Genomic DNA, 22,213 nt, shown 5'->3' on the forward strand with positions numbered 1-22,213 from the left:
TCGTGTTGCGGCGCGGAAAGCTCACGAAACGCCGGCCCCAGGCTCACAAGAAACCGCCTCGAAAAGCGACGCTTAAGCCTGTTGCGACGTCATCTGCCGTTGACACGATTCCGCCCGGGACCTATCAGACGCCCCTCGCGTTTTTCCGCGAGCGAGTGCGGATGTAGCTCAGTTGGTTAGAGCGCCGGCCTGTCACGCCGGAGGTCGCGGGTTCAAGTCCCGTCATTCGCGCCATTTCCTTTGGAATCTGGCGTAAAGCCCAAGGCCGCGATTAGCGGCTGCAGCCGTTCGGCGTGTCGGCGCCAGCGGCCCGCCGACGTGGCGTAGATCGGCCGGCGCACCTGGCTGGCGCTGGCGGTCTGCACCGCGGCCTGCCGTTCATGGAAGCGCAGCACGGCGGGGTCCCACGCCAGCCCGGCCTCGGCGAGCAATCGGCGGGCCTGGGTTTCGGGGTCGGTGACCAGGGCCTCATAGCCGACCTCGACGATGCGCCCGGGCAGCCGCGCCGACCAGGTCTCCATCAGACCCCGGTAGCGGAGATACTCCGCGCCGATATCGGCCAGATCGTAGAGGGTCTCGTTTCCCTCAGCGAACAGCTGGCGGTAACAGGCAAAGCCGTTGTCGACCGGGTCTCGGACCACGTGCAGGATGACAGCCCGCGGGAACAGCACGCCGATCAGGCCGGCATGCAGATAGTTCTCCAGCGTCTTGTCCACGACGCGCGAGCTCCCGTCCCATCCGCGTGCGCGCAGGCCGCCGAGATAGCGTGCCGCGGTTTCGCGCAGTCCCGCGGCGGTCTTTGGATAGCCTCGCTCCAGCAGCCGCGGCAGGAGGCCCGTCTCGCCAAAGGCCTGCACCAGAGGATGGCTCGCCAGGATCTGCTCGATCAGGGTCGAGCCCGACCGCGGCATTCCGACCACGAAGATCGGCGCAGCGGACTGACCGCCCTGCCCCACATGCTCAGCCACGAATTTCGGGGTCACCATCTCGGTCACATAGGCCGCGGCCTGAGCGTTCGCCCGCGCCGCGGCGGCCACGTCGAGCGCCGCCCGCTGAAGCCGGTTGCCCTGCGCGTAGGCCTCGAAGGCGTCCGCGTCGCGGGCCCGCCGCTCCAGGGCTTCGCCGAGAGCGAACCAGAGGCCGACGCGCTGAGCCGCCGGGGTCGCCTCGTCCGAGGCCGCGGCCTGCATGGCCGCGAGGTCGTCGTCGCCGATCTCGCCGGCGTCGATTAGGGCGATGCGGGTCAGCGCCGGCCAGCGGTGCGTCGGATCGACGGCCAGCGCCCGGTTCTGCTTCACCGCCTCGGCGGAACGTCCGAGCGCGGCCAGCGCCATGGCCAGGCCGACGCGGCTCTCGCCGGCGGCGGGGTTGAGGTCGAGCGCGCGCGCATAGGCTTCCGCCGCCGAGCTCCACTCGCCGAGGCTCTGGCTCACCGCGCCCAGATTGTGCTGCGCGGCGGCCATCCGGGGTTCGCGCGCAACCACGGCCACGAGCCGGTCGCGCGCCCGTTCCAGCCGGCCCTGGTTGATGTCGATGACCGCCAGGGAATAGCCCGGTCGCACGTCGTCCGGAGCCTGGCGCTCCAGCCGCCGGTAGACCTGGGCGGCCGCGTCGAGCCGCCCGGCCCGGAAGTGGGCGGCGGCCTCATCGAGCCCGCGCAAAAAAGCGGCCGGATCTGCAGGTCCCGGCGACGCCACGCGCCGCCCTCGCCGCAAACCCGGCCGTGGGGAAGATGTCATGGGCGGACGCGCCTTGCGGTCATGCCGCCATGCTACTGACCGCGTCGGAGCCCCGCCAGTGCGCGAGACGCGCGCTCCTCGAAAGGAGCGCGCGCCCGCTGAGCATCAGTGGAACTTGAACTGCAGCTGGATCCCGTAGGTGCGCGGCGGGATCAGGCCGATGTTGCTGACGATCGCTTCCGGCACGCCCGTCACGGGGTTGCCGGTCCGCAGGAGCGAGCCGGTCGTACGGTCGAAGGCCTTCTCGTCGAAGGCGTTGGCCACGAAGGCGATGACCTTATAGCGCTCGTTGGCTCCGGCCCAGGTGAGGCGGAAATCCGCTTCATTGTAAGACGGCGACAGGGCGTACGGCCGGTTGAAAAGGCTGCCGTAGGTCGCGTCCTTCCAGATGTAGCTGCCCGACAGGGTTAGCTTCCCGGGATCGAAGCTCCAGGTGTAAAGGGCGTTCACCGAAACCTTGTTCGGCGGCGCCTCCGGGAGTTTCTGCCCCTTCAGGTTCTGCGTCGCCGGGCTGACCGTGGCGCCCGTGGCCGGGTTCACAACGGCGGCGGCGCAGCCCGTGGTGTTCGCTCCTGGCTGGGTCGCGAGCGGATCGACGGTGTCTTCGATGCAGAGCCCAGGCTGGTTGATCTCCGCGTTCAGGTACGAGTACTGCGCGTTGAGGGTCAGGTTGTCGATCGGCCGCCAGATGCCTTCCAGCTCAACGCCAGAGATATGGACGTCCTTCAGGTTGAACAGCTGGCCGGAAATCAAGCCCGCAGCGTTCTGGACGCTGACCGGGATCTGGTCGTTCTTGTAGTCATAGTAGAAGGCCGCCCCATTGACCTGGAACTGGGGGGTAAAGGTCTTCTTCACGCCGATCTCGAACGAGTCGACCGTCTCATCGTTGGTTTTGGGCGTGGCCGTGATCGTGAAGGTGGTGAAACCGCCCGCCTTATAGCCGCGGCTGTACTTGGCGTAGACCAGGGTGTCGTGGTCGGGCGTCCAGTCGAGATTCAGGTCGCCGGTCACCGCATTCCAGGTGGCGTCCAGAGTACGTTGGGCGGCGCCTGTGGTGGGATTGATCGTGGTCGGACCAGCGCCCGGGAAGCTGTTGCCAAGCTCGGCCGCGACCGCGCTCGACGTCACATCCAGCCCCGGTGTCGCGGAGCCCCAGCCCGTCGACTGGAAGCCGCCGATCACATCGAATTCCTCGAAGCGCCAGGTCTGGTGACCGCTCTTGTGGTCCTGGGTGTAGCGCACCGTTCCGGTCAGCTTCCATTGGTCGGTGAACTTGTACGAGCCCTGCACGAAGCCGGCGTACGAGTCGTAGGTCAGGAAGGTGTCCGACACGGAGATCGCGCTCAACGGGTTCACAGGCGCGGCCGTCAGCACGCCGCCCGCACCGATCGTGAAGGGATGGGCGAGTTGGGTCTGGTTCGGCATCACGCCGGCGGACACCGGCTGCTCGTAATGCTCATGGTACCAGTAGAGGCCCGCCAGCCACTGGAAGGGCCCATCGCCGGTCGAGGTCAGGTTGAACTCGTTCGAGTAGAACTCGTCCTTTTCGACGAAATTAGTCAGCGACGGGGCCGGATTGATGGCCAGCGGCGCCTGGCAGCTGGCCAACGAGTTGCCGTTCACAAGATTGCAGAGCGCGGCCGCGGCGGGCGTCGAGGCGCCGGCCAGCGAGAAGGTCTTGAGGCCGGCGTCCGCGCCTCCGACGAAGTTCAGGACGTAGTCGAACTTCTGGTAGCCGCCCAGATAGGTGAGATCCACGCCCGGTGCGTGGTAGGTCAGATTGGTGGCGAAGGCGATATCGGCCTTCTCCTTGTTGGTCGAGTCGCCGGCCTGGATGAAGTCGCGCGGGTTCGCCGTCGACGGGTTGTTGCCCGGGAAGTTGGCGGCGGTGACCGAGCCTCGCGGCGTTACGCTGACGACGGCGGGACCGCCCGCACAGCCTGGATTGGCCGCCGGTACACCGGCCAGACCGCACAGGCCATAGAAGCTTGACGGCGAGAAGCCGCCATTGGCCTGGAACGAGATCGGGATCGCTCCGACAGTCGCGGTGTCGTGGTAGTTCGTATAGTAGTTGCCCGAGGAGAGCATGGCCCAGGCGTCCAGGTGTTCGCCGATGTTGGCGTCGATCTGGGCTTCCCAATATTGGCTCTGGCCGCTGTTGCCCTGGGCGACGGTCCCGCCGACCCGATCACCGCCCGCAAGATTGCGGAAGAAGCCGCCCGACTGGCTGGTGTAGTTCCCGCCGAGCCGGAAGCGCACGTTGTCGCTGAGCGGGCCGGACACGACGGCCTCGCCGAAGGCGGTGTCGAAGTTCGCGTAGCCCGCGCGGGCCTCGGCGTAGAACTCCTTGGTCGGCTTCTTGGAGATGTAGTTGATCGTGCCGCCGTCGGCGTTGGCGCCATGCAGGCCGTTCTGGGGCCCGCGGTCGACTTCGATGGTGTCGATGAACAGATCCGAATGTTGCAGGATCGTGTTGGCGTTCGCCCCGTCGTAGATGCCATTGTAGTAGATCGCCACGGCGGACGCGACGGCCAGGTTGTCCGTGTTGCGGCCAACGCCGCGAAGATATGGGCGGTTGTCGATCGAGCTGTAAGTCAGGCCTGGCGTATAGTTGGTCAGGTCCTGGATGCTCTCGATGCCGACCAGGGAGCGCTGGTCGGCCGTGAAGGCCGTGACGGCCACCGGCACGTCCTGAAGTCGCTCGGAGCGCTTTTCGGCGGTGACGATCAGCTCTGAAATGGAGGTCGCGGCGTCCGCCGGTGCGGCGGCTGCGGCTGCGGCGTGGGCCTGAAATGAGGCCATGCTGAGGGCCACGGCCATGGCCGTGCACCCATAGAGATACCTACGGTTATGCATTCCCCTAATCCTCCCTTTGCGTTCCGGCTCAGCTCTGAGGCCAAGTCCTGATGGAACAGTAGGCAATGGCGCCTAAAGGGGGAGCGTACAGACAAGCTAGCACTTGGCAAGAACCGTGTTTCGCTATGGAAACTTTCGCACGAAGGGTGCGTCCCGATGATCACGGTTATGCCGCCGCCGCCTTGCCACGCTGAAAATAAGCGTTGCCGGCCAGCCTCCGAAGGCGTCCGTTTCCGAAAATCAATCCGGAGGCGTGTGATGACCACACTGACGATCAACGGCCGCCAGGTCAGCGTCGCGGGGCCGGATGACGCCCCGCTGCTCTGGGTGATCCGTGATGAAGTCGGGCTGAAGGGCACCAAGTTCGGCTGCGGCATCGGACAGTGCGGGGCCTGTACGGTGCATGTCGACGGCAAGGCCACGCGCTCCTGCGTCACGCCGCTGAAGGCTGTGGCGGGCAAGGCCATCACCACGATTGAGGGCCTCGACCCGAAAGGCGCACACCCGGTCCAGACCGCCTGGATCGAAGTCCAGGCGCCGCAATGCGGCTACTGCCAGTCCGGCCAGATCATGCAGGCCGCCGCACTGCTCAAGGCCAAACCCCATCCGACCGACGCCGAGATCGTCGAGGCCATGAACGGCAACCTCTGCCGCTGCATGGCCTATGTGCGGATCAAGGCCGCGATCAAACTGGCCGCAACCCAAGCCAAGGGAGTTCACGCATGACCTTCCAGGCCCGCAACCCCGACGCCGCCGCCCTCTCCCGCCGCGGCTTCCTGATCACCGTCACCAGCGCCGGCGTCGCGCTGGGCTTCGCCGCCGAAGCCGCCGCGGCCGTGGCCGGCGCGCCCGCCGGCTTCGAGCCGACGATCTGGTACTCGATCGACCGCGACGGCGCGGTGACCGTCAATGTGATCCGCGCCGAACTCGGCCAGCACGTCGGCACGGCGATCGCCCGCATCGTCGCCGACGAGCTGGAGGCCGACTGGTCCAAGGTCCGCATCGCAACCGTCGATTCCGATCCCAAGTGGGGCCTCATGGTCACCGGCGGCAGCTGGTCGGTCTGGCAAAGCTATCCGATCTACAGCCAGGCCGGCGCGGCGGGCCGCATGGCCCTGATCGAGGAAGGCGCCAAGCTCCTGAAAGTCGCACCTGGCGCCTGCGTCGCCCGCCATGGCGCGGTGCACGCCGGCAAGGCCTCCGTCTCCTATGGCGAGATCGTCACCCGCGGAGACTTGAGCCGCAAATTGACCCCCGAAGCGCTCGCCAAGCTGCCGATGAAACCGGCGGCCGAACGGCGCCTGATCGGCAAGGCGACCCACGCCCGCGACATCCCGGCCAAGACCAATGGCCAAGGTCTCTACGGCCTCGACGCCAGCGTTGCCGGGATGGTCTACGCCCGGCCCAAGCTCCCGCCGACGCGCTATGATTCCGTGGTCACCGCGATCGACGACTCCGCGGCGAAGGCGGTGCCGGGCTATCAGAAGTCCATCGCGCTCACCGATCCCTCCGGGACCGTGCCGGGCTGGGTCGTGGTGCTGGCCGACAGCTTCATCGCCGCCAACAAGGCCGCCGATCTGGTCAAGGTCACCTGGAAGACCGGACCCGCCGCCCAGGTGCAGGAGGCTGACCTGCAGCGCCGAGCCGCCGAGGTGATGGCGGATCCCAAAGCCGGCAGTCTGGTGGTCGGTGACCCGGGCGTGGACGAGGCCTTCGCCGCGGCCAAGTCGAAGGTCGAGGCCACCTACACCACCTCCACCGCCCTGCACTTCCAGATGGAGCCGGTGAACGCGCTGGCCTTCGAGAAGGACGGCGTCTTCGAGATCCACACCGGCAACCAGTGGCAATCTCTGGTTCTGCCGTGGCTGGCCAAGGCGCTGGACCGGCCCGAGACCTCGATCGTCATGAAGAGCTACCTGCTGGGCGGTGGCTTCGGTCGGCGTCTGAACGGCGACTACGCGGTGGGCGCGGCCCTGGCGTCCAAGGCGATCGGAAAGCCCGTGAAGCTGGTCTTCACCCGCGCCGACGACTGCCGGTTCGACTCGCCGCGTTCTCCGTCAGTGCAGACCGTGCGCATGGCGTTCGGCGAAGGCGGGCGGGTGACCGCTATGGAGCACACCGCCTCCGCCGGCTGGCCGACGCTGGCCATGGCGCCCTTCTTCATGCCGAAGGGGACCAACGGCGTGGCCTACGACCCCTTCTCGATCAGCGGCGCGGATCACTGGTACACGGTCGGCGCCCAGCGGGTGCGGGCGGTGAACAACGACCTGGCCAACACCACTTTTCGGCCGGGCTGGCTGCGCTCTGTCGGTCCGGGCTGGACTAACTGGGCTCTGGAAAGCTTCATGGACGAGGCGGCCCACGCCGCCGGCGCCGACCCCCTCGCCTTCCGGCTGAAGCTGCTGGACGGCGCCGGGCGCAACGCCGGCTCCGGCCCCACCGCCGTGGGCGGTGCGAAACGGCAGGCCGCCGTCCTGTCCCGCGTCGCCGCGAAGGCCGGCTGGGGTCAACCGCTGCCCAAGAACACCGGCATGGGCCTCGCCACCACCTTCGGTCAGGAGCGGGACATGCCGACCTGGGTGGCCTGCGCCGCCCGCGTCCGGGTCGATCCGACGACCGGGGCGGTGAAGGTCGAAAAGCTGGACCTGGTGGTCGACTGCGGCACCGTAGTGCACCCAGACGGGGCGCTCTCCCAGATGCAGGGCGCATCGCTGTGGGGCATGAGCCTGGCGCTGTTCGAAGGCACGACCTTCAAGGACGGCCAGGTGCGCGACACCAACCTCGGCGCCTACACGCCGCTCCGGATGGCCGACGTGCCCGACCTGGACATCGAATTCATGCCCAGCACCGAGCCGCCCGTGGGGCTTGGCGAGCCGGCCACAACGGTCGTCGGACCCGCCATCGGCAATGCGATCTTCAACGCCGTCGGCGCGCGGGTCCGCGACTTGCCGATCCGCCCCGCGGCGGTGCTGAAGGCGATGAAGACCTGAGGCCCGTCAGCGCAGTTGCTCGGAGGGACGGAATGAGGTGCGGGTGACGGTGGCCGCCGAGGGCGATCCCTCCGCGGTGCAGTTGAGGCCAGGATCGCTCGCGGTCTCCTCGCCGCCCTTCAGGGCCGCGATCGCGGCATGCGGCCCGCGCGTCCACCATTGCAGGCCATAGCCGGTGTAACGCACGCCATCCGCCGATGGCGCGAGCTTCAGGGTGTAGGCGTGGTCCTTGTAGGTCACCACGGCGGTCCGCGGATCGGGATAGCCCGCGGTGATCCGCTGGCCGTCGAGGCAGACATAGGTCGTCACACCTGGGTCCGGATTGACCGGCCCGGCCGCCGCCGGCGCGTGGGACGACGCCGGCTTCCGCTCATGACAGGCGGCCAGCGCCAGCAGCGATAGGATCGCGACGGCGGCCCGCATGGCTAGACGGGACCCAGGGTCTCGTCGAACAGGTCGCGCATGGCGGCCCAGCTGCGGCGGTCGCTCTCCGCGTGATAGGCGAAGCCGGGCATGCCCAGGTTGCCGCTGGCCGGATTGGTGAAGCTGTGGCCCGCCTCGCCGTAGACGTTCATCTGCCAGTCGACGCCTGCGGCGGTCATTTCCGCCTCGAAGGCCTGGCGCTGATCGGCCGGGATGATCGGGTCGTGTGCGCCGATGCAGGTGAGGATCTTGGGGCGTACGACGCCCGACTCGGCCGGGCGCGTCGTGCCGAGCCCGGAATGGAAGCCCACGACGGCCTTCAGGTCCGCGCCGCTGCGGGCCAGTTCCAGCACCGTCGTTCCGCCGAAACAGTAGCCGGTCGCGGCCAGCCGGGCTGGGTCGCACTCAGGCTGCCGCGCCAGCACGGCGAGCGCCTCGGCCGCCCGCGCGCGGATCGTCGAAGGCTCGGCCATGAAGGCGTTGATGCGCGGCATGACCTCGTTGCGGTCGCTCAGCGGCTTTCCGTCGCCGTAGTAGTCCATGGCGAAGGCGACGTAGCCCAGTTCCGCCAGCCGCCGCGCGATGGTCTTGGTCAGGTCGACAAGGCCGCCGCCTTCCGGCGCGACCAGGACACCCGGGCGCTTCCCGGCGCGCGTCTCATCCACGGCCAGGTGGCCCACCAGGCGCGCGCCATCGGCGTGGTACTCAATGTCTTGCGTCTTCAAGGCTCAACTCCGGTCAGGCCACCGACTCCGGCTCGCGGGTCAGCACGAAATCGTCCGGATTGGGCGCCAGGGTGGCGCGCCAGTAGTCGATCAGGCCGAAGGGCCAGTTCTGGCTCACCCGGCCGAACTCGTTCTTGTACCAGCTGGAAACACCTTCCGAGCCCCAGGCCCAGCCCTTGTTGGCCTCGTCGACGCGCACGTTGAAGTCATCGTGCACGCCGCGCTTGACCTCAATGGCCTTGGCCCCGGTCTCCGCCAGCAGGCGAAGCGCGCCCACGATGTAGCGGACCGAGCACTCTGAGAAGAAGATGATCGAGCCGTTCACGACGATGTTCGTGTTGGGCCCGTAGATCATGAAGAAGTTCGGGAAGCCGGGCGTGGTCATGCCCAGATAGGCCCGCGCGTCGCCGGCCCAGGCGTCGTGCAGTTCGCGCCCACCGCGGCCGATCACCTTCAAGCCGGAGAGGAACCGGCTGGCGGTGAAGCCGGTGCCGTAGATCAGCACGTCGGCCGGGTGCTCGACGCCGTCGGCCGTGACCACGCCGCCAGGCGTGATCTTGGTGATCGCCTGGGTGACCAGTTCCACGTTCGGCCGCTTCAGCGCGCCCAGCCAGACGCCGTTGTCCAGCACCGCTCTTTTGCCGCCAACGGGGTAGGTCGGCACGACGTTGGGCAAGAGGTCCGGCCGGTCGGCGACCTGGGCGGCCAGGGCCTCGGCGGCCATCTCGCGCAGCATTAGGTTGGCGGCGCCGACCGCGGTGGACGGGCCGTTCCAGCCCTCGTCGGCCTTGACCATCGGCAGGAAGCCCTCGGTGGTCATCCAGAATAGCCAGAAGCGGTACCACTTGTCGTAGTAAGGCACGTGCTCCAGCAGCCACTTCATCCCGGCGGGCACGTCCTCGTGGTAGTGCGGCACGGGCAGGCCCCAGGGCGGCGTGCGCTGGAAGACGGTGAGCTTGGCGACCTTCGGCGCGATCTCCGGCACGAACTGATAGGCCGAGGCGCCGGTGCCGATCACCGCCACCCGCTTGCCGGCCAGGTCCACATCGTGGCGCCATTCGGCGGAGTGGAAGGCCGGGCCCTCGAAGGTCCCGACGCCCTCGATCTGCGGCATGCGGGGCTTGTTCAGCTGACCGACCGCGGTGATCACCGCGTTGGTTTCGATCGTTTCGCGCCGGCCGTCCTTGGCCCTCAGCTCGACGCGCCAGACCGCTCGCGCCTCATCCCAGGTCAGGCTTTCGACCGTGGTCTCGAAGCGGATGTGCTTCTTCAGGCCGTACTTGGCGGCGACGCCGCGGAAGTATTTCAACAGCTCCGGCTGGGGTGAGAAATGCTGCGGCCAGGCGTGGTTCGGCTCGAAGGAGTAGCTGTACATGTGGTTGGAATTGTCCACCCGGCACCCCGGATAGGTGTTGACCAGCCAGGTGCCGCCCACATCGGCGTTGGATTCCACGATCTCGAAGCCGATGCCGGCCTGGTTGAGCCGGACGCCGGCCAGCAGGCCCGACATGCCGGCGCCGATCACCAGCACCTTCAGCTGGCGCGCGGCGGCCTTCAGCGCCGGCTGCTCGAACTGCGGGTCCTTGCTGGACTTGCCGCTGATCGCCAGCTCGTCGATCAGAAAGTCGGCATAGGTCTCCGGGATCGGCGCGCCGGCCACGAAGTCCATCATCTTTCGCAGCGTCGGGGTGTCAGGCGTCGGCGCCTTCAGCGGCGCGCCGTGCAGATAGGCCGCGATCGCCGCCTTGGCCCGGGCGCGGATGTCGGCCTGCACCGCCTCGGCGAGGCCCGTCTCGCCGCGCGAGAGCGGCGTATAGACCGGCGTCCATTCCGGCCTCAGCCAGGCGGCGTCGCCGGTCAGGTGGACCATGGCGGCGATCAGGGCCGGCAGGTGCGCCGCCTCCAGAGCGCGGTCGAGATCGGCGTCATCGGCCATGGTCGTTTCCCGTCGACTTATCGTTGATCAGCACCATGACTCCGCGCCCGTACGGCTGTCATCCGGAAAGCCGGGCCAAAGAAAGCCGAGATTGGGCGGCGCGGATCTCCGCCAAGGTCTCCGCGGGGAGGGATAGGCCCGAAGCGGCGAGGTTGTCGCGCAGGTGCGCCATCCGGCTTGTGCCGGTGACGGCGCAGGCGACGTCCGGGTTGGCCAACACATAGCTGAGCGCGGCTTGCGCCCCGGTCATGCCCGGGGTGCGGCCGAGGAACCCGAACCGGGCCCCGGCCTCCACCTCGCGGCGATGCCGCAGCAGGCCGCGGGCCGCGTACCAGAGGTCGCGCGGGGCCCGCAGCTTAGCGACCTGTCCGCCGGTGTGGCCCATGGCCAGCGGCATGCCCGCCAGCACCGCCTTGCCAGCAGCGACCGCGCGGGCGATCAGCGGCTCACGCTCCGGGCGCAGGACATTGTAGTCGACCATCACCGTGTCGAAGTCCGACAGGCCGAGCACGTGTTCGATCACAGCCGGGTCGAAGCTGTTGACGCCCAGAGCCCGGACTAGGCCCCTGCCCTTCAGGTCCGCGAGCGCCGCCCGTAGCTCATCGGTCAGTTCGGCGACGCCGGGCCCGTGGAGTTGCAGCAGCGGCAGGGTCTCGAGGTCGAGCTTGCGCAGGCTAGCCTCCGTACTGGCCACGATGGCCGCCGCAGAGAAATCCCGCCCGATCCGGCCGTCCTTGGCGAAGGTGCCGGCCTTGCTGGCCACCACCAGGCCATCACCCCGCCCCTTGAGCGCCCGGCCCAGCCGCGCCTCGGCGTGGCCGCCGGAATAGCTCGCCCCGGTGTCGAAGACAGTGACCCCGCCGTCCAGCGCCGCATGGACCAGGCGGATCGCCGAGGCTTCCGAGAACTGCGGCTTGCCCCACCAGCTCGCCGCGCCGAAGCCGATTTCGGAGACCTCAAATCCAGTGCGGCCAAGCGGGCGATAGCGCATCGGCGCTCAGCGCGCCGTGGGCTGGGCCAGGTCCGTCGCCAGCACCTCTTCGAACGGCAGGGCGGGCGCCAGCAGCGAGCCGAAGAACAGGCGCACGACGAAGAACACAAGGCCCGCGCCGCCGACCAGCACCGCGTGAATCAGCCAGAACTGCACCGCCGGCATCTTCTCCAACTGCCCGCCCAGCCAACCCACGAACAGGTTCCCGGCGAAGAGATGGAGGTAGTAGAGGCCGACGATCGACCCGGCGATCGCCCGCGGGGCGGACCGGGCGTAGAGCGCCAGCCCGACCGGCAGCACATTGGCGAACCCGATATCGTTGAACAGGTGGAAGGCCAGCAGCCAGCCGAACGACACCTTGCCGCCGGCCGGCGTCATGGTGGTCCCCAGCGCCAGGCAGATGACCCCGAGCGCGCCGAACAGGCAGCCGATAATGATCTTGCCCAGTTCGTCCGGCTCGGCCCAGTGCGTGGCCCACCAGCGCCAGAACACCACCATCCCGCCGATGGTCGCCACCGACACGATGGAGTCCACCGAGATCATCCACTCGGTGAGGATCTTGTAGCCGAACAGGTGCAGGTCGGCGCTGCGCTCAGCCCAGACCAGATAGGCGTTGAAGATCTCCTGATTGCCGACGACCGAGGCGGCGAGCACCGGCAGCATGGCGATCAGCAGGATCGAGGCCTGCTTGTCGCGCGGGCTGAGCGGGACCTTCGGCGCGGCGTCGGCCCGAGGGGTCCTGGGCAGGTCTGGCGGCAGATAACGGCGACCTGAGAGGTAGATGATCAGAGATACGATCATCCCCACGCCGGCCGCGCCGAAGCCCCAGTGCCAGGCGACGTCTTCGGCCAGGGTCCCGACAACGAATGGCGCCGCGATCACGCCCGCATTGATGCCCAGGTAGAAAATCTGGAAGGCGTCGGCGCGGCGATTGTCAGTCTCGGAATAGAGATGGCCGACCTGGGTGGCGATGTTGCCCTTGAAGCAGCCGGTTCCCAGCATCAGGCAGACCAGCGCCACCAGGAAGGACTGGTCGAAGGCCATCAGGAAATGGCCGACCGCCATCAGACAGGCGCCCAGGATGATGGTGCGTCTGCGCCCCAGCACCCGGTCGGCCAGGATCCCGCCGAAGAATGGAGTGAAATAGACGAGGCCGGCGTAGAGCCCGAAGACCGCCGAGGCGAGCGCCTGGTTGCTCATCGGGTGGCCGTGCTCGATGACCGCGCGGAACGGCACGAAGCCGGCGATGTTCTCGATGTGCCCGGGCAGCAGGAGCTGATGCACCATGTAGAGCACCAGAAGCGTCTGCATGCCGTAGTAGGAGAACCGCTCCCAGGCCTCGGTGAAGGCGAGGTAGGCCAGACCCTTCGGGTGGCCGAAAAACACGCGGTCGTCGGCGGCGGCGCTGGTCGTCACGGGCACAGAATCCTTACGCAGCCCGGGAGTTAGGCACGAAAGCTCGCCGCGATGGAAGGCGCCATCATGATCCGTGCGCCAACCTCTGCATCTCGCGGTCAAGGATACCCACGATCGCAGCCCACGCCGCCGTCGTGGGGATCACCAGGTCGAAGTGCGCGGCGCCCGGGATTGTCTCCACATCCGCGCGATCACCAGCCTTCCTGACCTTCGCGGCGTAGTCGCGGCCGGTATAGGGCGGCATCACCGGATCGAAGACGCCGTGCACCATAACCACCTTGACGCCGCTCGGCAGCAGCTCCGCTGGCGAGGTGTCCGCGAACGGGTCCTTGCGCCCGGCTGTGTCGACCAGACGGTCGATGGTGTCGTCGCCGCAGGGCGCGGCGAACACCCGGCCCTGCCCCTTCAGGTCGCCGATGCCGGCCAGGCTGATGACTGCCCCGATCTTCAACGGATCGGCGGCATGAAGCGGACTGGACGCGGGGATGCGGCCGCGGCTCGCCGCCCACAACGCCAGATGGCCGCCGGCCGAATGGCCCACCGCGATCACGCGGCTAAGGTCGAGGTCGCGCTTCGGCGGCTCCGCCCGCAGCAGGTCGATGGCCGTCGCCACGTCCTGGAAGGTTCCCGGATACCCGGCGCCGGCCTCGCCCAGCTTGCGGTACTCGACATTCCAAACCGCATAGCCCCGGCCCGCCAGGTCGGCGGCGATGGCGCTGGTCTGCGCAAAGCCCTCGTACTGCTTCAGGAAGCAGCCCCCGTGCAGCAGGATCACGACCGGATGCGGTCCCTTCGCCTTCGGCAGGAACAGTTCGGCCACCTGCGACGGCGCGGGGCCGTAGCGGACAACCTCATCGGCCGCATGGCGCGGCTGGGCCATGTAGGCGTCGATCGAGGCGGGTTCGGCGGCGACGGAGGTTGCGGCGATCACCATGCCCAAGACTACCGCCAACTTGATCACCGCTCGAACCCCGCTTCCAGCCCACGTCCCATCTGGTTTAGAAGCGACCCAAGGGCGGCTAGCTCAGCTGGTTAGAGCATCTCGTTTACACCGAGAGGGTCGGGGGTTCGAATCCCTCGCCGCCCACCACCCTCGCCGATGGCCGGCTCAGGGGTTCAGCGCGCTCTTCAACGCATCGCCGACGCGGAAGCGGCAGGTCTGGGAGGCCTTGCGCTTCACCGTCTCGCCGGTACGCGGATTGCGGGCGGTGCCGGCCGGGCGCTTGATCGGCACGAAGCTGCCGAAACCCACCAGGCGCACTTCCTTGCCGGCCTTGAGCGAGATCGAAACCGAGGAAATGAAGGCGTCCAGGGCGTCTTTGGCCTGGGCCTTGTTCAGCCCCGCCTTGTCGGCCATCTGCTCAACGAGCTCCGCCTTCGTCATCGTCAATCTCTCCCACCTGTTCTTGTTTTCGGCGGAAGGGCCCCCACGCCCCTCATCCCTTTTTCGAATTAAGGCCTGTCCGAGCGTGGCCGTCAAACGAGAGCGGCGCGGGAAATGCTCCCGCGCCGCCCGATGACATAAGAAGTGATCAGCGAAGACCGGTGAACGCCGATTAGTGGGTCAGCACCGACTCTGCGTCCGGGTCCTCAGCGACCGAGATCGGCGGGGCGTCAGCCTCCGACCATTCGATCGCCACCGGCTGACGGGTCAGGGCCTGGGCCAGCACCTCATCCATGGTCGAGACCGGGATGATGGTCATCTCGGACTTCACGTTGTCCGGGATGTCGGCCAGGTCCTTCTCGTTCTCCGAGGGGATCAGCACGGTCTTGACGCCCGAGCGCAGGGCCGCGAGCAGCTTTTCCTTCAAGCCGCCGATGGCGGTGACCCGGCCTCGCAGCGTGACCTCGCCGGTCATGGCGATGTCCTTCTTGATCGGGATCCCGGTCAGGACCGAGACGATCGCGGTGGCCATGGCCGCGCCGGCGGACGGACCGTCCTTGGGCGTGGCGCCGTCCGGCACGTGGATGTGGACGTCGGTCCGCTCGAAGCTCGGCGGTTCAAGGCCGAACTTGGTGGCCCGGCTGCGGACGTAGCTGTTCGCCGCCGAGATCGACTCCTTCATCACGTCCTTCAGGTTGCCGGTCACCGTCATACGGCCCTTGCCCGGCATCTTGACCGCCTCGATGGTCAGGATGTCGCCGCCGAAGTCGGTGTAGGCCAGGCCAGTGATGATCCCGACCTGATCCTCGGCGTCCATCTCGCCGTACTTATACTTCCGCACGCCGGCGTATTTCGCCAGACGCTCCGCATCGATGGTGATCGTCAGGACGTTCTCACGGCCCAGGTCGCGCACCGTCTTTCGGGCCAGGTTGCCCAGCTCCCGCTCCAGCGACCGCACGCCGCTTTCGCGGGTGTAGTAGCGGATCAGGTCGCGGATCGATGAGTCCGGAACGATGAACTCTTCCGGCTTCAGCCCATGGTCCTTGGTCAGCTTGGCCAGGATGTGCCGCTTGGCGATCTCCAGCTTCTCGTCCTCGGTGTAGCCGGGGATGCGGATGATCTCCATGCGGTCCAGCAGCGGCTGGGGCATGTTCAGGCTGTTGGCCGTGGTGACGAACATCACCGGCGACAGGTCGTAGTCGACTTCCAGGTAGTGGTCGCCGAAGGTCGAATTCTGCGCCGGGTCCAGCACCTCGAGCAGGGCCGAGGACGGGTCGCCCCGCCAGTCGCTGCCCATCTTGTCGATCTCGTCCAGCAGGAAGAAGGCATTGGTCGACTTGGCCTTCTTCATCGACTGGATGATCTTGCCGGGCATGGAGCCGATGTAGGTCCGGCGGTGGCCGCGGATCTCGGCCTCGTCGCGCACGCCGCCCAGGGACACCCGGACGAACTCACGTCCTGTGGCCTTGGCGATCGAGCGACCGAGCGAGGTCTTGCCGACGCCGGGAGGCCCGACGAGGCAAAGGATCGGACCTTTCAGCGACCCCACGCGGCTTTGCACCGCCAGGTACTCCAGAATCCGTTCCTTGACCTTCTCCAGGCCGTAGTGGTCGCCTTCGAGGATGTCCTCGGCCTTTTGCAGGTCGATCGGCTTGATCTTCCCCTTGCCCCACGGAATCGACAGCAACCAGTCGAGGTAGTTCCGCACGACGGTGGATTCCGCCGACATCGGGCTCATGTTGCGCAGCTTCTTCAGCTCGCTGTCGGCCTTGGCGCGGGCTTCCTTGGAGAGCTTGACCTTTTTGATGCGCTTTTCGAGCTCGAGCAGCTCATCGCGCTGATCGTCCTGCTCGCCCAGCTCGCGCTGGATCGCCTTCATCTGCTCGTTCAGATAGTACTCGCGCTGGGTCTTCTCCATCTGCCGCTTCACGCGGTTGCGGATCTTCTTCTCGGTCTGCATGACCGAGATCTCGCCCTCCATCAGGGCGTAGACCTTCTCCAGGCGCTTCACGACGTTGAAGATTTCCAGCAGCTGCTGCTTCTCGGCGATCTTCACCGACAGGTGGCTGGCGATGCGGTCGGCCAGTTCCCCGGGGTTCTCGATCTGTGGGATCGAGGCCAGGGCTTCCGGCGGGACCTTCTTGTTCAGCTTCACATAGTTTTCGAACTGCTCGACGACCGCACGGCTCAGCGCCTCCGCCTCGGCCGACGCCGCGCCGTCTTCCGCCACATAGGCGATCTCGGCTTCGTAGAACTCGCTCTCGCTGGTGAACCGGGTGATGCCGGCGCGCGCGCGGCCTTCCACCAGCACCTTCACGGTGCCGTCGGGCAGCTTCAGCAGTTGCAGGACGGTGGCGACGATGCCGACGTCGTAGATGCCGTCGGGCGAGGGGTCGTCGTCGTCCTTGTCTTTCTGGGTGGCGAGCAGGATCTGCTTGCCGTCCTTCTTCATCGCCTCTTCCAAGGCGCGCACCGATTTTTCCCGGCCCACAAAGAGCGGCGCCGGCTGGTGCGGGAAGATGACGATGTCCCGCAACGGCAGGATCGGGAGGATCTTGATCTCGGACATGATGCTCTGAACTCCTGACCGGCCGCGTTTGTCTCGCAGCCCGGCCTATCGGATCGCAGTCACTCAGACGATGCGTTTGAGTCGGACGATCCGTCCGTCCCCGTAGGCGACGGCTTTCGGTGATTTATGTGGACCGTTTGGCCCATGGTTCAAGCGGGGCGATACCTTTGCGCGACACTGGGTCCCACCGGGGATCACATCTCAGCTTGAGCGGTGACGGCGGGGTGACGCGGGCAAATCTATGCCCCGACCCTTGCCATAAGATGTGGGTGCGAAGGTAAAGATCGGCAAGACGACCCGTTCAGGCGGCCAGCGCCTCTTCCACGAAGTCCATCCGGTCCTGGCCGAAGAACATCTCCTCGCCCACGAAGAAGGTCGGCGCGCCGAAGACGCCACGCTCGACCGCGCGCTCTGTCGTGGCCTTAAGGCGTCCCTTGACGTCGTCACGTTCGGTGAGCGCGCGGAACTCGTCGGCCTCCAGGCCTGCGCGGCGCAGGACCGGGACCAGCTCGGCCGGTTCCCCCAGGTTCTTCGGCTCCCGCCACATGGCGTCGAACACCGCCTCCAGATAGGCGAAGAAGCGGGTGTCCTCGATCAGGCCCGTGGCCCCGCGCATCAGGTGCAGGGTGTTGATCGGGAAAAACGGATTGCGGTTGAACTCCGTCCCGAAGCGCCTGGCCCAACGCGCCAGGTCGGCGTTCATCCAGCGACCCTTGGCCGGGACCGTGGCCGGCGAGGCGTTGCCGGTCGCCTTGAAGACCCCGCCCAGCAGCATCGGCACATAGTCGACCCGCGCGGCGACCCGTTCCGCCATCTGCGGGACACGCTTGTAGGCCAGGTAGCTGGCGGGACTGCCGAAATCGAACAGGAACTCCACGGTCTTTACCGTCGTGGATTGGGTCATAGATCACCAGGCCTCCATCCAGGGGCGAAGGTCCAGCTCGTGGGTCCAGGCGTCGCGCGGCTGGGCGTGTAGCGCCCAATAGGCATCGGCAATGTGCTCCGGATTGAGGATTCCGTCCTGCGTTTTCGTCACATAACGCTCGGGGAAATTCTCGGCGATCCAGGCGGTGTCAATGGCTCCGTCGATAATGGTGTGGGCCACATGCACGCCCTTGGGGCCGAGTTCGCGGGCCATGCTCTGCGCCACCGCACGCAGGCCGTGCTTGGCCGCGGCGAAAGCGGCGAAGCCGTCGCGGCCGCGGACGCTGGCGGTGGCGCCGGTGAAGATCACCGTGCCGCGGCCGCGCGGCGTCATCAGCTTGGCCGCTTCGCGGCCGGCCAGGAAGCCGGAGAAGCAGGCCATCTCCCAGACCTTCAGGAAGACGCGGGCTGTGGTCTCCGTGATCGGAAAGCGGACATTTGCGCCGATGTTGAAGACGCAAACCTCGACCGGCGCGATCTCGGCCTCAACCTTGGCGAACAGGGCGACCATCTGGTCTTCCTGCCGCGCATCGACGCCGAAGGGGTGGGCTTCGCCGCCGGCGTCGCGGATCGCCGCAGCCAGAGATTCAAGCTGGTCGGCGTGGCGGCGCACGATGACGGCGGCGTAGCCTTCGCGGGCGAACCGCCGCGCGATCGCCCCGCCCAGCGCGTCGCCGGCCCCGATGACGATGATCGCCTTGTCTGCCATCTCGGCATTAGATGACGATCATCATATCGTGGCAAGGCGCCTAACCGGACTTGGTCCTTTTCGCCGTGTGGATCGTCAGGGCCGCGATCAGCGCCGCCAGCGCCGAGGCCACCGCCGCCGCGATCATCGCCTCGCGGTACCCGGCGGCGACGGACCGCGGATCGGACCCGCCGACGACGAAGCCGACCAGAGCCACGGCCAGGAGGCCGGCGACCCGGGCCACGGCGTTGTTGATGCCGGCGGCCGCGCCCTCGTACTCGTCGACCACGGCTTCGAGCACCGTGTCGGTAAGCGGGGCGACCGCGATCCCCATGCCCAGCGCCAGCACCGAAAGGCCGGGCAGGACGCCTATCCAGTAGCTGCGCACGCCGCTGAACACCGCCAACAGGCCGAAGCCGACGCCCACCAGCAGGGGCCCCACGATCAGCATCGGCCGCGCCCCAATGCGCGATGTCACACGCCCGGCGATCGGCGAGAGGACCGCCAGCCCGATCGACAGCGGCAGCAGCGCCGCCCCCGCCGCCGACGGTGGATAGCCGTGGCTGCGGATCAGCTCGAACGGCAGCAGGAACAGCGCGCCGCCAAGCGCGGCATAGAGCACCAGGGTGAGCGCATTGACGCCGGAAAAGGTCGCCGATTTGAAAAGCATCAACGGCATCATCGGGTTAACGGCATGTCCTTCGATGACGAGGAACCCCACAAGCGCGGCGACCCCGAACCCACCGGCGCTGAGCACGGCCAAGTCGGGGCCCTGCTTTGGCGCTACCGTCAGGGCCCAGGTGACCGCGGCCAGGCCTGCCGTGACCGCCGCAGCGCCCGCGTAGTCCACCGCGCCCGACCGCGCGCCCTTGCTCTCCTTCGCGTTGGCCATCACCAGCCAGACCGCGACCGCCGCCACCGGCAGGTTGATGAAGAACACCGCTCGCCAGGAGATCGCCTGGGTCAGCCAGCCGCCCAGCACCGGCCCCGCGGCGCTGGTGAGCCCGCTGGCCCCCGCCCAGATCCCCACCGCCTGCCCTCGCGCCTTGGCGTCATAGGCCGCGCCCAGCAGCGCCAGGCTGGCTGGGGTCAGCAGGGCCGCGCCCATGCCCTGCACCGCGCGCGCGGCGATCAGCACCGGCACGCTGGGCGCCAGGCCGCAGGCCACCGACGCCGCGGTGAACAAGGCCACGCCCGCGACGAACACCCGTTTGCGCCCATAGCGGTCGGCCGCTGCGCCGCCGGCCAGCACCAGGGCGCTCAGCAGCAGGGCGTAGGCGTTCATGATCCATTGAGCAGCCGCCACGCCGCCGCCCAGCTGCTGCTGGATCACCGGCAAGGTGAGGTTGACCGCCGAGCTATCGATGAACGCCAGGCCGGAGCCCAGCACCGTACCCGCCAGCACCCAGCCCTGCGCCCTCGCCGGATGGACGACCGCCTCGGCGGCGTGCGCCAGGGCGCGGTCGCTGGGCGGGTGGCTCACGCGCCGCCGCCCGGATCTCGGCAATTGAGTTCAAAGGTCACGCCATTGAACTCGGTGACGAAGAACTGGCGGATGCCGCCGTTGGGCGCCGCGCCGGCCTCATAGGCGATCCCGGCTGCTTCGAGCCGGCGGCGGGCGTCCTCATAGTCGTCGATGGCGAAGGCGAAGTGGTCAAGGGACGAGCCCTTGCTGGCGGTCCCGGCGCGGCTGACCTCAACCAGGTGCACCACGTCCTTGCCGCCGGCGTAGAGCCAGGCCCCGCCAAAGCTGAAGTCCGGCCGCCAGCCGACCGTCAGGCCAAGCACCTGGGTGAAGAAGGCCTGGGTTCGAGCCAGATCGGTCGTTCGGATGTTGACGTGGTCCAGACCGATGATCGCCATTGATGACCTTCTGCTGCGCTTCGAAGGAACGGACCGGCTAACGCTGAAGGTTGGCGATCCCGGGATTCGGATCCTCCAGCAGAGCCTCGCGCAGGGTTCGCACGCGCCGGGCGCCGGAGGTCGAGAATTCGAGCCGAAGTGGCTGGGCCGGCCATCCCGCCAGGCTGATGAACTGGTTCTTGAGGTTTGGGCGCGGCCCGCTCGCCGGGTTCTCATTAAGCCATAGACTGAAGGTGCTGGAGCCCGGCGGGTGGCAGATCGTGCGCACCGTCATGCGATCCAGGCTGAGCAGCATGTCCTGCTCAATCTTGCGACAGGCTTGGTTGAGGATGGGGTCGGAGAAGAAGAACCCGTCGCAGCTCATAGGTCGATCAAACGTGATCCGCACCACCAGCACGCCCGGGCGAACCACGTCGCCCTGCGCGGGAAAGGTGCTGACGATCTTCGGCGGCGCGACGTCCGGATCCTGCTTTGGCGCGAGGCATGCGGCCCGCGGCAGCACGACGACCTCATCCACCGTCACCCGAGGCGCGAGGCGCACAGCTCCCACCGGGGGACGGCCGCTCGGGGGCGGCGGAGCGACCTGGGCCATAACGACGCCTGGCTGGAGCATCAGCAGAAGGATGGGAAGGATGGCTTTCACGGTGTGTTCGCCCTTCGTAACCTTGCCACGGGGCAAGATCAGCACAGAAGCCACGCGCCGAAAAGACGAAGGCCCCGCAGTCGCCCGCGGGGCCTCGACTTACTCTTTCAGCTAGACGACGGGATCGGCGCTTAAGCCGCACCGCCCTTGTCGCGGCGTTCGGCGTAGATGATCAGCGGCTGAGCGCGGCCTTCGACCACCTCGGCGTTGACCACCACCTCTTCGACGCCGTCGTAGGTGGGCAGCTCGTACATGGTGTCGAGCAGGATCGCCTCGAGGATCGAGCGCAGGCCCCGTGCCCCGGTCTTGCGCGCGATGGCCTTGCGGGCCACGGCGTTCAGGGCGTCGTCGGTGAACGTCAGGCCGACATTCTCCATGTCGAACAGGCGCACGTACTGCTTCACGAAGGCGTTCTTCGGCTCCGTGAGGATCTTCACCAGGGCTTTCTCGTCCAGGTCGTCCAGGGTGGCGATCACCGGCAGACGGCCGACGAACTCCGGGATTAGGCCGAAGCGCAGCAGGTCGTCCGGCTCCACCTGGCGGAAGATCTCGCCGGTGCGGCGCTCGTCCGGGTCGGTGACCTTGGCGCCGAAGCCGATCGAGGTGCCCTGCCCGCGCGCCGAGATGATCTTCTCGAGGCCCGAGAACGCCCCGCCGCAGATGAACAGGATGTTGGTGGTGTCGACCTGCAGGAACTCCTGCTGCGGATGCTTGCGCCCGCCCTGCGGCGGCACGGAGGCGACGGTGCCTTCCATGATCTTCAGCAGGGCCTGTTGCACGCCCTCGCCCGACACGTCGCGGGTGATCGAGGGGTTGTCGGACTTGCGGCTGATCTTGTCGACTTCGTCGATATAGACGATGCCGCGCTGAGCCCGCTCCACATTGTAGTCGGCCGCCTGCAGCAGCTTGAGGATGATGTTCTCGACGTCCTCGCCCACATAACCGGCTTCGGTCAGGGTGGTGGCGTCGGCCATGGTGAAGGGCACGTCGATGATGCGCGCCAGGGTCTGGGCCAGCAGCGTCTTGCCCGAACCGGTCGGCCCGACCAGCAGGATGTTGGACTTGG

At 67.5% G+C, this 22,213-nt stretch carries 18 protein-coding genes and 2 tRNA genes; 4 read left to right on the forward strand and 16 right to left on the reverse strand.

Annotated features, from left to right (window positions below; all coding sequences use genetic code 11):
• The first annotated feature begins 157 nt into the window (after positions 1-157).
• Positions 158-234, forward strand: a tRNA-Asp gene (locus tag VHS75_RS18970).
• On the opposite strand, the gene VHS75_RS18975 is transcribed toward VHS75_RS18970, so the two are convergent.
• Positions 213-1,661 carry a tetratricopeptide repeat-containing sulfotransferase family protein gene (locus VHS75_RS18975; protein ID WP_329640181.1) on the reverse strand — a complete coding sequence of 483 codons (1,449 nt, stop codon included), beginning with the start codon at positions 1,659-1,661 and terminating at the stop codon, positions 213-215. The two genes, VHS75_RS18970 and VHS75_RS18975, sit on opposite strands and share 22 nt — an antisense overlap.
• Positions 1,662-1,844: 183 nt before the next feature.
• Complete coding sequence (locus VHS75_RS18980; RefSeq protein ID WP_329640182.1) at positions 1,845-4,595, reverse strand: TonB-dependent receptor; 2,751 nt, start codon at positions 4,593-4,595, stop codon at positions 1,845-1,847.
• A gap of 258 nt (positions 4,596-4,853) precedes the next feature.
• On the opposite strand from VHS75_RS18980, the gene VHS75_RS18985 reads away from it, so the two are divergent.
• Complete coding sequence (locus tag VHS75_RS18985) at positions 4,854-5,321, forward strand: (2Fe-2S)-binding protein (RefSeq protein ID WP_329640183.1); 468 nt, start codon at positions 4,854-4,856, stop codon at positions 5,319-5,321.
• Positions 5,318-7,585, forward strand: a complete 2,268-nt coding sequence (locus VHS75_RS18990) for a xanthine dehydrogenase family protein molybdopterin-binding subunit (protein ID WP_329640184.1) — start codon at positions 5,318-5,320, stop codon at positions 7,583-7,585. Before VHS75_RS18985 ends, VHS75_RS18990 begins: the two co-directional genes overlap by 4 nt.
• A 6-nt stretch (positions 7,586-7,591) precedes the next feature.
• Here VHS75_RS18990 and VHS75_RS18995 read toward each other — a convergent pair whose 3' ends face one another.
• The 6 genes from VHS75_RS18995 to VHS75_RS19020 form a co-directional block, all read right to left on the reverse strand.
• Positions 7,592-8,008 carry an MliC family protein gene (locus VHS75_RS18995; RefSeq protein ID WP_329640185.1) on the reverse strand — a complete coding sequence of 139 codons (417 nt, stop codon included), beginning with the start codon at positions 8,006-8,008 and terminating at the stop codon, positions 7,592-7,594.
• A gap of 2 nt (positions 8,009-8,010) precedes the next feature.
• Positions 8,011-8,733 carry a dienelactone hydrolase family protein gene (locus VHS75_RS19000; protein WP_329640186.1) on the reverse strand — a complete coding sequence of 241 codons (723 nt, stop codon included), beginning with the start codon at positions 8,731-8,733 and terminating at the stop codon, positions 8,011-8,013.
• A 13-nt stretch (positions 8,734-8,746) separates the two neighbouring features.
• Positions 8,747-10,669: an NAD(P)/FAD-dependent oxidoreductase gene (locus VHS75_RS19005; protein ID WP_329640187.1), complete on the reverse strand. Its 1,923-nt coding sequence runs from the start codon at positions 10,667-10,669 to the stop codon at positions 8,747-8,749.
• Between the two features lie 58 nt (positions 10,670-10,727).
• Positions 10,728-11,660: an aldo/keto reductase gene (locus VHS75_RS19010; protein WP_329640188.1), complete on the reverse strand. Its 933-nt coding sequence runs from the start codon at positions 11,658-11,660 to the stop codon at positions 10,728-10,730.
• Between the two features lie 6 nt (positions 11,661-11,666).
• A complete protein-coding gene (locus VHS75_RS19015; protein ID WP_329640189.1) occupies positions 11,667-13,076 on the reverse strand; it encodes a peptide MFS transporter in 1,410 nt (469 codons plus the stop codon).
• A 64-nt stretch (positions 13,077-13,140) separates the two neighbouring features.
• A complete protein-coding gene (locus tag VHS75_RS19020) occupies positions 13,141-14,028 on the reverse strand; it encodes an alpha/beta hydrolase (RefSeq protein ID WP_329640190.1) in 888 nt (295 codons plus the stop codon).
• A 61-nt stretch (positions 14,029-14,089) separates the two neighbouring features.
• On the opposite strand from VHS75_RS19020, the gene VHS75_RS19025 reads away from it, so the two are divergent.
• Positions 14,090-14,166: transfer RNA gene (locus VHS75_RS19025), tRNA-Val, on the forward strand.
• An 18-nt stretch (positions 14,167-14,184) separates the two neighbouring features.
• Here VHS75_RS19025 and VHS75_RS19030 read toward each other — a convergent pair.
• The 8 genes from VHS75_RS19030 to clpX all read right to left on the reverse strand — a co-directional run.
• Positions 14,185-14,460, reverse strand: a complete 276-nt coding sequence (locus VHS75_RS19030; RefSeq protein ID WP_329640191.1) for an HU family DNA-binding protein — start codon at positions 14,458-14,460, stop codon at positions 14,185-14,187.
• Positions 14,461-14,632: 172 nt separating this feature from the next.
• On the reverse strand, positions 14,633-17,029 hold the full coding sequence (gene lon / locus VHS75_RS19035) for an endopeptidase La (protein ID WP_329640192.1): 2,397 nt from the start codon (positions 17,027-17,029) through the stop codon (positions 14,633-14,635).
• 301 nt (positions 17,030-17,330) lie between these two features.
• Positions 17,331-17,933, reverse strand: coding sequence for a 2-hydroxychromene-2-carboxylate isomerase (locus VHS75_RS19040; protein WP_329640193.1), 603 nt, complete (start codon positions 17,931-17,933; stop codon positions 17,331-17,333).
• A 3-nt stretch (positions 17,934-17,936) separates the two neighbouring features.
• Positions 17,937-18,662 carry an SDR family oxidoreductase gene (locus VHS75_RS19045; RefSeq protein WP_329640194.1) on the reverse strand — a complete coding sequence of 242 codons (726 nt, stop codon included), beginning with the start codon at positions 18,660-18,662 and terminating at the stop codon, positions 17,937-17,939.
• A gap of 40 nt (positions 18,663-18,702) precedes the next feature.
• Positions 18,703-20,124, reverse strand: coding sequence for an MFS transporter (locus VHS75_RS19050; protein WP_329640195.1), 1,422 nt, complete (start codon positions 20,122-20,124; stop codon positions 18,703-18,705).
• Positions 20,121-20,504, reverse strand: a complete 384-nt coding sequence (locus VHS75_RS19055; protein ID WP_329640196.1) for a VOC family protein — start codon at positions 20,502-20,504, stop codon at positions 20,121-20,123. Before VHS75_RS19055 ends, VHS75_RS19050 begins: the two co-directional genes overlap by 4 nt.
• A gap of 37 nt (positions 20,505-20,541) precedes the next feature.
• Complete coding sequence (locus VHS75_RS19060) at positions 20,542-21,147, reverse strand: hypothetical protein (protein WP_329640197.1); 606 nt, start codon at positions 21,145-21,147, stop codon at positions 20,542-20,544.
• Between the two features lie 131 nt (positions 21,148-21,278).
• Positions 21,279-22,213, reverse strand: a 935-nt coding sequence (gene clpX / locus VHS75_RS19065) for an ATP-dependent Clp protease ATP-binding subunit ClpX (RefSeq protein ID WP_329640198.1), incomplete at its 5' end; no start/stop codon positions are given.

The sequence above is a fragment of the Phenylobacterium sp. genome (genome assembly GCF_036264965.1).
Taxonomy (GTDB): Bacteria; Pseudomonadota; Alphaproteobacteria; order Caulobacterales; family Caulobacteraceae; genus Phenylobacterium.